At 58.4% G+C, this 11380-nt stretch carries 12 protein-coding genes; 8 read left to right on the top strand and 4 right to left on the bottom strand.

All coding sequences use genetic code 11. The features are described from left to right. Positions 1–166: 166 nt before the first annotated feature. Complete coding sequence (gene fghA / locus CLV83_RS00545) at positions 167–1024, top strand: S-formylglutathione hydrolase (protein ID WP_132285981.1); 858 nt, start codon at positions 167–169, stop codon at positions 1022–1024. Between the two features lie 208 nt (positions 1025–1232). Here fghA and CLV83_RS00540 read toward each other — a convergent pair whose 3' ends face one another. Both CLV83_RS00540 and CLV83_RS00535 read right to left on the bottom strand, forming a co-directional pair. Then, on the bottom strand, positions 1233–1709 hold the full coding sequence (locus CLV83_RS00540; RefSeq protein WP_132285978.1) for a peroxiredoxin: 477 nt from the start codon (positions 1707–1709) through the stop codon (positions 1233–1235). Positions 1710–1820: 111 nt separating this feature from the next. Continuing rightward, on the bottom strand, positions 1821–2201 hold the full coding sequence (locus tag CLV83_RS00535; protein WP_243642240.1) for a 3D domain-containing protein: 381 nt from the start codon (positions 2199–2201) through the stop codon (positions 1821–1823). A gap of 196 nt (positions 2202–2397) precedes the next feature. On the opposite strand from CLV83_RS00535, the gene CLV83_RS00530 reads away from it, so the two are divergent. Next, the gene (locus tag CLV83_RS00530; RefSeq protein ID WP_207894639.1) at positions 2398–3045 is read left to right on the top strand and encodes a 2OG-Fe(II) oxygenase; all 648 of its coding nucleotides are present in this window, start codon (positions 2398–2400) and stop codon (positions 3043–3045) included. A gap of 51 nt (positions 3046–3096) precedes the next feature. Here CLV83_RS00530 and CLV83_RS00525 read toward each other — a convergent pair whose 3' ends face one another. Continuing rightward, positions 3097–3570, bottom strand: coding sequence for a c-type cytochrome (locus tag CLV83_RS00525; protein WP_132285972.1), 474 nt, complete (start codon positions 3568–3570; stop codon positions 3097–3099). A gap of 168 nt (positions 3571–3738) precedes the next feature. Between CLV83_RS00525 and dbpA the strand changes: the two genes are divergently transcribed. Beyond that, complete coding sequence (gene dbpA / locus CLV83_RS00520; RefSeq protein ID WP_132285969.1) at positions 3739–5118, top strand: ATP-dependent RNA helicase DbpA; 1380 nt, start codon at positions 3739–3741, stop codon at positions 5116–5118. Between the two features lie 174 nt (positions 5119–5292). After that, on the top strand, positions 5293–5955 hold the full coding sequence (locus tag CLV83_RS00515; RefSeq protein ID WP_132285966.1) for an SDR family oxidoreductase: 663 nt from the start codon (positions 5293–5295) through the stop codon (positions 5953–5955). Positions 5956–5964: 9 nt separating this feature from the next. Here the strand turns inward: CLV83_RS00515 and CLV83_RS00510 are convergent, their stop codons facing one another. Beyond that, positions 5965–6957, bottom strand: coding sequence for a serine/threonine protein kinase (locus CLV83_RS00510; protein WP_132285963.1), 993 nt, complete (start codon positions 6955–6957; stop codon positions 5965–5967). 319 nt (positions 6958–7276) lie between these two features. Here CLV83_RS00510 and CLV83_RS00505 point away from each other — a divergent pair, with 319 nt between their 5' ends. From CLV83_RS00505 to CLV83_RS00490, 4 genes are all read left to right on the top strand, one after another. Then, positions 7277–8251, top strand: a complete 975-nt coding sequence (locus CLV83_RS00505; protein ID WP_132285960.1) for a TRAP transporter substrate-binding protein — start codon at positions 7277–7279, stop codon at positions 8249–8251. Between the two features lie 34 nt (positions 8252–8285). Further along, positions 8286–8771, top strand: a complete 486-nt coding sequence (locus tag CLV83_RS00500; RefSeq protein ID WP_243642239.1) for a TRAP transporter small permease — start codon at positions 8286–8288, stop codon at positions 8769–8771. Beyond that, a complete protein-coding gene (locus CLV83_RS00495) occupies positions 8771–10072 on the top strand; it encodes a TRAP transporter large permease (RefSeq protein ID WP_132285954.1) in 1302 nt (433 codons plus the stop codon). Before CLV83_RS00500 ends, CLV83_RS00495 begins: the two co-directional genes overlap by 1 nt. A gap of 395 nt (positions 10073–10467) precedes the next feature. After that, positions 10468–11373: a GlxA family transcriptional regulator gene (locus tag CLV83_RS00490; protein WP_165900200.1), complete on the top strand. Its 906-nt coding sequence runs from the start codon at positions 10468–10470 to the stop codon at positions 11371–11373. Positions 11374–11380: the final 7 nt, after the last annotated feature.

Below are 11380 nucleotides of genomic sequence, written 5' to 3'. Positions count from 1 at the left end.
CGGCCGCACGGGTGCTCAATAGCGAAGCGTACCAGCCCGCGACATCGCCGAACACCTGCTGCCTAATGCCGCGCTAAGCGATTTGCGACACCCTCTTCCGGGCGGGGGTTCTGTCTGAACCCGCCGTTTACAAGAACCTGTAACCGAGATCAGGGAGTCTTCCTCCATGTCCGAGTTATCCACAGCACCCGAACTGATCGCCAGCAATAAATGCTTCGGCGGTTGGCTCAAGCGTTACAAGCACCAGTCCGCCAGCACTGGCACCGAGATGGTGTTTGCGATCTACCTGCCGCCGCAGGCGCAGAGCAAGCCCGTACCGGTACTCTACTGGCTGTCAGGCCTGACCTGCACCGACGAAAACTTCACCCAAAAAGCCGGCGCCCAGCGCCTCGCGGCCGAGCTGGGTATGGCAATCGTCTGCCCGGATACCAGCCCGCGCGGCACGGACCATCCCGGCGAGCACGACAGCTACGACTTCGGTTCCGCTGCCGGCTTCTACGTCAACGCCACTCAGGCGCCCTGGGCCGAAAACTACCGCATGTACGATTATGTGGTGGATGAGCTGCCGACACTGATCGAAGAGAACTTCCCGGTCACCGATCAGCGCTCCATCAGCGGCCACTCCATGGGCGGCCACGGCGCACTGATCTGTGCACTGAAGAATCCGGGCCGTTACCAGTCCGTTTCCGCCTTCGCTCCGATCAGCAACCCGATCAACTGCCCCTGGGGTGAAAAAGCCCTCGGCGGTTACCTGGGTGATGATCGTGAAAGCTGGAAAGCCTGGGACAGCTGCGAACTGATCGCCACTGCCAGCGAACGTCTGCCGCTGCTGGTGGACCAGGGTGAAGCGGACAACTTCCTGTCCGAACAGCTTAAGCCTGAAGCGCTGAAGCAGGCCTGTGAAACGGCCGGTCATCCGCTGGAGCTGCGCATGCAGCCGGGCTACGACCACAGCTACTTCTTTATCGCCACCTTTATCGGCGATCACCTTGAGCACCACGCCAAGGCCTTGGGTCTCAAGTAAAGAACGAAAGCGTAAACGCAAAAAGGGCGGGAATTTACCCGCCCTTTTCTGTATCCAGCTCTGCGTGACTGGGCGTTGAAAAGCGTTTTCGAGGCAGCCGAGGCAAGGCAAAAGCAGGCGAAAAAGCGGAGTTTAGTAAACTAAATGAGCATTTTGAGCCTGCTTTTAACGCAGCATTCGGCAACGCAGATAGCTTTTCAAAGTCCAGTTAGAGTGCTGCGAGAATAGCCTCTGCGCTGCTCTTGTCGATGCCCTTGTCATCGATATTCAGCAGTTCCACGGTACCGTCATTGACGATCATCGCGTAACGCTTGCTGCGCACACCCAGACCGCCCCCGGTCAGGTCCAGCTCCAGACCCAGCGCCTTGGCAAACTCACCGTTACCGTCACCGGCCATGATGATCTCTTCAGCATTCTGAGACTTGCCCCAGGCATCCATCACGAAAGCATCGTTAACAGCGGTACAGATGATGCTGTCGACGCCCTTCGCCTTGATCTCGTCGGCTTTGACCACGAAGCCGGGCAGATGCGTTACGGTGCAGCCCGGCGTGAATGCGCCCGGCACAGCAAACAGAACGACCTTTTTACCTGCAAACAGATCATCGGTGCTGAAAGACTCCGGGCCTTTTTCGCCCATCACCTTGAATTCAACGGATGGAAGTTTGTCACCTACCTGAATAGCCATGCTTTTTCTCCCTGTGTACGGCAAATTGTTGACTAATTCACTCGGAGATCTTAGCACTCAGGGCTCGATGCTGTATATCGGGGAAGCGGTGGAGCGGAGGAAAACAGAAACTCAGCTTTCGGAGGCAGGGTCCTGCCAGTAGATGGTGACATCACGAACACCCCACTCCAGTGCGGCCTCCACGTTTTCACCCATGTAGATATCGATCTTGCGTGACCAGCGCTTGTTCATCTTGTCCATCACCACATAGAGGCCCTTGAGCCCCTCGATACGCACCTTGGTGCCATAGGTGAGTCCATCGCGCAGCAAGTCTCGGGAGACGGCCACCACCTTCATTCCCGGGCGCAGTTCATCACCCCAGGCGGCGATAGCCGGCTGAGCATTGGTCTGTTCCGCCACTGAGTTATAGGCTGAAGCCTTGACCTTGAGCTCTACCTGGCTGGATTCGGAGCTATAGGCAAGCGACGGCGCCAGCAGCCACGTCAGTGACACTGTACAAACCAACCTGATTAGAACCGAATGCTTGATAACCTGTCTCCGGGCATGGCGATTAATTGATCAAATGATACCCAATAGAGATAGCCTGGATCAATCTCAGAATTTCGTTGTTTTTAGTCTCCATTAACAACATTTACCGTGACTAATGCCGAGATTCGGTTTATATAGATGCACCCTACCGGAGAGCCCAATGACCAGTATTCTTACCGCACCCACCGAATCGGTATTCGATCGCATCGCCGATGCGCTGGTGGAACACGGCTATATTCTGCTGAATGACGGGCCGGACGCAGGGATAACCCGGGCGCTCTTCGACCGCACCCAGGAGCTGAGCCACGCGTTTCGCCGCGCCGGCGTGGGCCGTGAACAGGATCAGCACCTGAACAGCCAGATCCGCCAGGACGAGATCCACTGGCTGAGCGTTAACGACGCCACCGAGGCCGCCTATCTGGAGTGGATGGAGACTCTGCGCGAGGCGATCAACCGCCGTCTTTTCATGGGCTTGTTCGACTACGAATGCCACTTCGCACACTATGCCCCGGGCGCATTCTACAAACGCCACCTTGATGCCTTCCGCGGCCAGACCAACCGGGTACTGACTACCGTCTATTACCTGAATGACGACTGGAAACAAGAAGACGGTGGCGAACTGCTGATCTACCCCGAGAGCGGCGATGAGCCCATTGAACGGGTGGCACCACAAGCCGGTACGCTGGTGATCTTCCTCAGCGACCGCTTCCCCCATGAAGTGCTGCCGGCCAAAGCGGACCGTTACAGCATCGCCGGCTGGTTCCGGGTTAACGCAAGCCTTGGTAACCAGATCGATCCGCCGCGCTGATCAACCCCTGTCACGCCATTTAATCTCTGCCTCGACTAATTTCTATCTCGACTAATCCCTGTCTCGATAGTCGTCGTGACAGTTTTTACAGCTTGAAGCCAACTGGGCGAATACCGGGCGCAGCTCTTCATGATCCTTGCCGGCGGCCACCTCCTCTGACAGAACCCCGGCATTTTCCACCATCTGCGCCATCAGTCGGTCAAAGTTATCCTGCTGATACCAGTACTTATCGCTAAGCCGCGTGGTCATGCCATCCTTGTCGCCGGAGCCTTCAACAAAGCCTTCCGCCGCCATATTGGCCAGTACCGCCACGCGTTCGGCACCCTGAGCGAAGGCTTCGGCATCAAACGGCTTACGGCCCTGAAGCATCGCGCCCATGGGACCGAAGTTCCAGCCCAGTGCGCGGAAAACACCCTGACGAAACTCCACGGCATCTTCCGGCGAAGCGGCATGCAACAGCGGTGAGGCAGAGCTTAGCAACAGAGCAACAGCCAACACGGGCTTATTTATCAACGACTTTTTCATCACAAGCTTCCCAGCAGAACCAATGCCGAAAACCTTAACACAAACTGAACAGAACTTGAGGGCGAACGGGTTCGATTTGTGCCGAAGCACAGTTGTCTAAAACAGATCATCGCTCTGCTATACTGGCGACTTTCTATCCCGACCACTCCATCCCCTACGGACCCGCCCGTGACCGATACCCGTTTCAGCAGCCTAAAACTGCCCCAGGCGCAGCTCAACAACCTTGCCAGCATCGGCTACGCCGAGATGACACCGATCCAGGCCCTGAGCCTGCCCGTCGCCCTCAGCGGCCACGATCTGATCGCCCAGGCGAAAACCGGCAGCGGCAAAACCGCCGCCTTCGGCATCGGCCTGCTGAACAAGCTCAAGCCCCGGCTGTTCGCAGTACAGGGGCTGGTGCTCTGCCCTACCCGCGAGCTGGCGACCCAGGTAGCCAAGGAGCTGCGTCGACTGGCGCGTTACCAGGAAAACATCAAGATCATCACCCTCTGCGGCGGCACGCCGATCGGGCCGCAGATCGGCTCTCTGGAGCATGGCGCCCACGTCGTTGTGGGTACACCGGGCCGTATCAAGGATCACCTGCGCAAGCGCACCCTGACTCTGGATAAGGTAGACACCCTGGTGCTGGACGAAGCGGACCGGATGCTCGACATGGGCTTTGCCGAGGATATCGGCGCCATCATCGAGACCACGCCTGCCAGCCGCCAGACGCTGCTGTTTTCCGCCACCTATCCGAAAGATATCGAGCAGCTTTCCGCTAATTACCAGCGTAACCCCGAGCGCGTGACCGCGCCGGACAAGGAAGCTCCGGCCGATATCGCCCAGCGCGCCTACCTCTGCGACGAGCCGCAGAAAGCCGATACGCTGATCGCACTGCTGCAGCAGCAACAGCCGGATGCGGCGGTGATCTTCTGTAACACCCGCGCCCGCTGCGAAGAGTACGCCCAGGCGGTGAAGAGCGCCGGATTTTCCGTCGGTGTGCTGCATGGCGATATGGAACAGCGCGAGCGCGACCAACGCATCACCCTGTTCAGTAACCGCAGCCTGACCCTGCTGGTCGCCACCGATGTGGCTGCCCGCGGCCTGGATATCGATGCGGTAGACCTGGTGGTTAATGTGGACCTGCCGCGCGAGGCCGCGGTTTACACCCACCGTATCGGCCGTACCGGACGCGCCGGTCGCAGCGGTACCGCGCTGAGCCTGGTTGGCCCGAAAGAGACACTCAAGCTCGAGCGCATCAACAGCGAGCAGCACAAGCCCATCGATGTTGTTGAACAGCTACCGACACCGAACTTCGGCGCCAAGCCGCCACGCGCACCCATGCGCACCCTGGCGATCGCCGGCGGTCGCAAGCACAAGCTGCGCCCGGGGGATATCGTCGGTACCCTGACCGCCGGCGGCCAGCTCAGCGGTGATGATATCGGCAATATCGAGGTGCAGGACTTCGTTACTTACGTGGCGGTGAAACGCGAACATGCCGAAACCGCGCTGAAGAAGATCAAGTCTCGCACGATCAAGGGCAAGTCGTTCCGCGTGCGTAAACTCTGAGATCCATATTCCGGCTGAACCTGCGCCGAGAACCGGCGTCTGACATAGCAGAAACACCCAAAAGGTCTGTTTTATCAGGCCTTTTTCGTTAGTGCACCGCGGTTATTAGACAACGTCAGCCCAGCTGACGTAATTGGAGCAACGTAGTTATAGAAACGTAAGCAGGGAGGATCCATGTCTACGATCTTTATTATTGGCGCCACCGGCGGTGTCGGTCACCGTCTCACCCCCATACTGATCAAGGCGGGCTATAAAGTGATCGGCTTGCATCGCAAGCCCGAGCAGGCCGAGGTGCTGCGCGAAGCCGGCGTCACACCGGTCGAAGGCGATTTTATCGATATGAGCGCCGACGACCTGGCCAAGGCGATGGCCGGTGCCGATATCGTCGTGTTTTCGGCAGGAGCCGCCGGCAGCGGCATGGACCGTGCCACCGCCATCGACGGTGAGGGACCGGCCAAGGTGATGCAGGCGATGAAGCAGCAGGATATCCGCCGCTTCTATCTGGTCAGCGCCTTCCCCGAAGCCGGGCGCGGCAAGGAGCCCAAGCCGGGCTTTGAGCACTATATGAAGATGAAAAAACAGGCGGACACCGATGTGGTCGCCTCAGACCTGGACTGGGTGATCCTGCGACCAGGAACCCTGCTGCATGAAGAGAGTGACGGCCAGGTCAATGCGGGTCTGGCGATCCCCTACGGCACGGTTAAACGCGGCAATGTAGCGGCTTTTCTGGCCGAACTGATCGAAGCGCCGGCGATCAATCGCGAGATCATCGAACTGACCGACGGTGAGACCGGCATCGTTGACGCCGTAGCCGGGCTGGTCCGCCGCCCGGCCTGAACGGGCGGGTTAGAGCAGCTCCAGCGGCGCCTCGCGCAGCTTGGCGAACTGCTCTCGTAGCTGCAGCAGATGCTCGCCCCAATAACGCTCGGTATTGAACCAGGAGAAGTTATGGGGAAAGGCCGGGTCGTCCCAGCGACGGCCCAGCCAGGCGCTGTAGTGCAGCATCCGCAGCGTGCGCAGCGCTTCCACCAGATGCAGCTCGCGGGGATCGAAGTCGGCGAATTCGTTATACCCCTCAACCACTTCGTTTAGCTGCAACTGCAGCTCGTTACGGTCATCCCCGGTGAGCAGCATCCACAGATCCTGAATCGCCGGCGCCATACGGGCATCGTCGAAATCGACAAAGTTGGGCGTATCGTCACGCCAGAGGATATTGCCGCCGTGGCAGTCGCCATGGGCCCGGATCAGCTTTACCTGCCCTGCCCGGTCGAAGGCAGACTCCACCTCGTTCAACAGGTCCCGCGTCAGGCTGGTGTAAGCCTCCTTCAGCGTTGCCGGGATAAAAGATTCTCCAATCAGCTCAACACTGTCGTAGCCGTAGCTTTTAATCGTCAGCGCCGGCCGATGCTGAAAATCCCGAGCGGCGCCCACCAGGTGGATGCGCCCCAGTGTCTGTCCCAGGCGATAGAGATGATCAGGGTCCGACAGTTCAGGCGCGCGCCCGCCGCGACGGGGATAGAGCGAAAACCGATAATCGCCGAAGCGAAACAGGCTCTCGCCATTTTCATCGCGTAGCGGCGCCACCACCGGCAGTTCCTGCCCCACCATCTCGAAGCAGAACTCATGTTCCTCGCGGATCTGTTCATCGCTCCAGCGCGCCGGGCGATAGAACTTGGCGATCAGCGGCTCCGCCTCATCGATACCCACCTGGTACACCCGGTTCTCATAACTATTCAACGCGAGGATACGGCCATCGCTGAGATAACCGCGCGACTCCACCGCATCGATCACCGTGTCCGGCATTAGCTGGTAAAAGGGCTGGCTGAGATTGTCTGTCATAGGGCACCGCTATCTGGTTTCAGCGAGCATTGTAGCGCTTGGCATCCCAGGGTAGCGAGAGATACCCGTATTAGCAGCCACGCTGGATAAGAGAGCGCACGGCGGGCAGCGCAAGCCATGCCAACTCGCGGCTTGGCGCCGAGGCTTTTAACCAACTGGACCATTTTTTGCTTCATATCCAAAACCGATCTGCTTGGCGCAAATAGGCAGGTTATAACCGGAGACAGACAGATGTAGCGCGGGTAAATAGTTTTTCCTATACGTATATTCGAAGTTCCAACTAACTTCCATGCTCCGATAACCTGATCAGGAGATCCACATGTCGAACACCTACAAAATTCTGGCTGCCGCTTCACTGGGCGTTTCTATGCTCGGTAACGCTGCAACTCTGGACTTTTCCAACGAGTACAACGACAAATCGATCCATGCTCAGGGTGATGCCTACTTCATCGAGCAGGTCGAAGAGCTGACCGGCGGCAGCGTAGATATTGCGCTGCATACCAGCGGTTCCCTGGGATTCAAGTCCGCCGACCACTTCTACGCGGTGGCTGACAACGCGGTACAGATCGCCGATACACTGGCCGGCACCATCGGCGGCATCGACCCGATCTTCCTGCTCTCGTCACTGCCTTTTGTCGCCGACAGCGTCGATGAAGCACAGAAGCTGTATGAGATCGCGCGACCGCAATATGCGAAGGTGTTTGAAGATAACGACCAGATTCTTCTCTACGCCTCTCCCTGGCCGGCCAGCGGTATCTGGTCCGAAGAGATGGTGAACTCCACCGATGCGCTGACCAACCTGAAGATCCGTACCTACGACAAGAACGGCACCATCGCCTTCAAGGAAGCGGGCGCCGCACCGGTACTGCTCTCTTGGGCGGATGTGGTACCGCAGCTCTCCACCGGCGGCATCTCCGCGGTACTGACCTCGGCCGAATCCGGCGCCAACGGCAGCTTCTGGGAACACCTGAACCACTACACCGAGATCCGCTACGCGGTGCCTCTGAACATGGTGCATATGAACCGCGATGCCTTTGAGGACCTTTCCGACGAGGAACAGGCGGCGATCCTGGAAGCGGCCAAACGTACCGATGCTCACAACTGGGAAACCGTGCGCTCACGCCTGGCTGAAAACTATGCCGAACTGAAAAGCCACGACGTCAACATCTACACCGATGTGGACCCGGGTATGGCCGCCACACTGAAAGCCGCTGCAGAGCCGGCGGTGCAGGAGTGGTTGGAAAATACCGGCAGCACCGGCCAGGAGATTCTCGACGCACTGAAGGCGGAATAAGCCGATGCTCTTCGCCCGTGGATATATTGGGTTAGTGAAACGACTGAATCAGGGGGCCGGCATTCTCTGCGGCACCCTGATCGTCTATATGGCGGCCCATATTCTGCTCGAGATCGTGTTGCGCCTGTTCAACACCTCTACCTACGTTCTCAACGAGTTCATCGGCTACGCCGTGGCTACGATGACGTTCATGGGTTTGGGCTTTGCGCTGGAGCGAGGCGGCCTGATCCGTGTAGGTATGGTTATCAACCGGCTCAGTCCGAATGCGGCGATGATTCTGGACCTGGTGATATCCAGTGTCATGTGCGCAATGTTCGGCTGGCTCAGCTGGTACTGGGGCATCAACGTCAGTCGTAGCTACTCACGCGGCATCACCAGCGAATCCCTGGCCGATACACCGCTGTGGATACCTGAAGGCGCGGTGCTGCTGGGCCTGATTCTGCTTTGCCTGACTCTTTCCTCTCGGGTTTTGAGTCTTATCGTTTTTCGTAAAACCCCGATCGATCTGGAGCCGCGCTGATGGAGATTCTGTTCACCACCCTCGGCGTCATCGCGATGGTGTTTATCGTGCTGGGGCTTGGCACCTGGGTGTTTGCCGGCCTGGTGACCGTATCCGTACTGTCTCTGCTGCTGATGGCGGATTTCAGCCTGCACCGCGTCGGCGTGACCCTGAGTCGCATCCTGTTTCGCGCCGGCAGCTCCTGGGAGCTTTCGGCGATACCGATGTTTATCTTGATGGGGGAGATGATCTTCCGTTCGGATATCTCGGAACGGCTGTTCCGTGGCCTGGAGCCGATCACCGCGCGTATTCCCGGTGGCATCCTGCACACCAATATCTTCGGCTGTACGCTGTTCGCAGCGGTCAGCGGCTCCAGCTCCGCCACCACCGCGACCGTGGGTAAGATTACCACCCGTGAGCTGGAGATCCGTGGCTATGACCGTCGCCTGTCGATCGGCTCCCTGGCCGGTGCCGGCAGTCTTGGCCTGCTGATTCCGCCTTCGATCGTCATGATCGTCTATGGCGTGCAGGCCGAGGTCTCGATCAGCAAGCTGTTCATGGCCGGCGTGCTGCCCGGCCTGTTGATCGCCTGCCTCTATTCCGGCTACCTGTTTTACCAGGCGCTGCGCTTTCCGCAGAAGGCGCCGCGGGAGGTTAACTCCAAGGTAAGCATGAGAGAGAGCGCCGCTCTGCTCGCGCCGGTACTGACGCTGATCTTTATCGTTATCGGCTCGATCTACAGCGGTATCGCCACGCCTTCTGAAGCTGCGGCCGTGGGCGTTGGCGCCGTGGTGCTGATGCTGCTGTTTGAGCGCCAGCTGAGCTGGAAACTGTTTACCGATGCGGTGCAGGCAACCATTCTCAGTAGCGTCATGGTGTGCTCGATCCTGGTCTGTGCAGCGCTGCTTTCCACAGCGGTGGGCTACCTGCATATTCCGCGAGATCTGGCGACCTTCATCGGGTCCCTGGAGCTTTCCGCGCCGGTGCTGCTGCTGATCCTGGCGCTGTTCTACGTGATTCTCGGGCTGTTCCTCGACGGCATCTCCATTACCGTCATGAGCCTGCCGATCACCCTGCCGCTCGTGGTTCAGGCTGGCTTCGATCCACTCTGGTTCGGTGTCTTCCTGGTGATCATGGTAGAGCTTGGCCAGATCACCCCGCCGGTGGGCTTTAACCTGTTTGTCCTGCAGGGGCTGACCGGCGAGAAACTGGGCGCCATTGCGCTGGCGGCTTTCCCATTCTTTATCCTGATGTGTGTCGCAGCACTGCTGATCTCGATTTTCCCGCAGATCGTGCTGGTACTACCCAACCTGGGCGGCTGATTCCCGGCCGCCCGGCCTTTCCAGAGCTCTAAAACCGGGCAACACACGCACCGATTAGGCGCATCATTCTGGGCTCAGATTTTGACATCAGCCCTAAACTCCCATATTAATCAGGTACTAAAAGATGCATAAAAAATATAACTAAAACAAAAAAGGGCCGGATTTCGCCGATTTTCGTGGCATGAATACTGCTTTGTGATCACAAACAATCAGTCGATGCCTCTATCGCGGGATTCAGCGTACCGCCTATGAAAAACATACTCTCCACCAGCCCTGCCTCCGCATTTTCGCCCCACTTTCAAAATGTAAACCGCGCTTTTTTGCAGCAGCAGCCCTCAGCCAGGCTTGAACAGCCACCCAGAAAGGTGGTGTTTCTGCTGCTTGAGCATTTTTCCATGTCGACATTTTCCGTCGCCCTGGACGCCTGTGTGACGGCTAACCTGATCTATTCACGCAAGCTGTATCAGATGCAGACCTGCGGTATCGATCAACCTAAAGCATTGTCAGATCTCGGTATCGCCATACCTACGGACGGTATCCTCGATGATCTGCAGTTGGATGCAGACTCGGTGCTGGTGGTCTGCGGCGGCTATCGCAACGAACTGGGACCGCTGCCGAAACTGACCGCCAAACTCTGTGAGGCCGCCCAACGCGGGGTAACGCTCTGCGGTATCTGGAACGGCAGTTACTATCTAAGCGCCGCCGGCACCGTGGATGAGATGCCGATCGCGATTCACCAGGATAATCGCGCCCTGATGCGTGAGTGCTTTCCCGAACAGGAACTCTCATACGCCGCGTATAGCGCCGGGCCCGGGCGCTATACCTGCGCAGGGCCCAACAGTGTGCTCGATATGATGCTGGACATGATCAGCGATCAGCAGGGTGGGGCCTGCGCGCAATCCATCGAGGAAGTAATAGGACGGGACAGAACCAGCGCTGAGGGCGAGTGTCCCAGCTCGCTGATGCTGTCTGACCCCCAGGCCCCCCAAGCGCTGAAAGACTCGATCATGCTAATGGAAAAGAACATCGATGAGCCTCTGCCGGTGAACGAGATTGCCAAGCTGGTCGGCATCTCCCGACGTCAGATCGAGCGTCTGTTCAACCGCCATGTGGGTTCGTCACCGGCACGCTACTACCTGGAGTGTCGCCTGACCCAGGCCCGCCAGCTACTGCTGCAGTCCAACCTGAGTATCACCGACGTATCGGTGGCCTGTGGCTTCGTCAGCTCCACCCATTTCAGCCGCAGCTACAGACGACTGTTCGGCCACCCGCCCACCGATGTCCGTCGCGGGCGCGAATAAAAGCCCG

The organism is Marinobacterium mangrovicola (assembly GCF_004339595.1).
GTDB classification, from domain to species: domain Bacteria; phylum Pseudomonadota; class Gammaproteobacteria; order Pseudomonadales; family Balneatricaceae; genus Marinobacterium_D; species Marinobacterium_D mangrovicola.
Note: the sequence above shows the minus strand (reverse complement) of the source record. Positions and strands in the feature narration are given on the sequence as shown.

Excerpts from the sequence above, each read along its gene's own strand:
- fghA (WP_132285981.1), top strand. The coding sequence starts at position 167 with ATGTCCGAGTTATCCACAGCACCCGAACTGATCGCCAGCAATAAATGC.
- CLV83_RS00540 (WP_132285978.1), bottom strand. The coding sequence starts at position 1,709 with ATGGCTATTCAGGTAGGTGACAAACTTCCATCCGTTGAATTCAAGGTG.
- CLV83_RS00530 (WP_207894639.1), top strand. The coding sequence starts at position 2,398 with ATGACCAGTATTCTTACCGCACCCACCGAATCGGTATTCGATCGCATC.
- CLV83_RS00525 (WP_132285972.1), bottom strand. The coding sequence starts at position 3,570 with ATGAAAAAGTCGTTGATAAATAAGCCCGTGTTGGCTGTTGCTCTGTTG.
- CLV83_RS00515 (WP_132285966.1), top strand. The coding sequence starts at position 5,293 with ATGTCTACGATCTTTATTATTGGCGCCACCGGCGGTGTCGGTCACCGT.
- CLV83_RS00510 (WP_132285963.1), bottom strand. The coding sequence starts at position 6,957 with ATGACAGACAATCTCAGCCAGCCCTTTTACCAGCTAATGCCGGACACG.
- CLV83_RS00505 (WP_132285960.1), top strand. The coding sequence starts at position 7,277 with ATGTCGAACACCTACAAAATTCTGGCTGCCGCTTCACTGGGCGTTTCT.
- CLV83_RS00495 (WP_132285954.1), top strand. The coding sequence starts at position 8,771 with ATGGAGATTCTGTTCACCACCCTCGGCGTCATCGCGATGGTGTTTATC.
- CLV83_RS00490 (WP_165900200.1), top strand. The coding sequence starts at position 10,468 with ATGTCGACATTTTCCGTCGCCCTGGACGCCTGTGTGACGGCTAACCTG.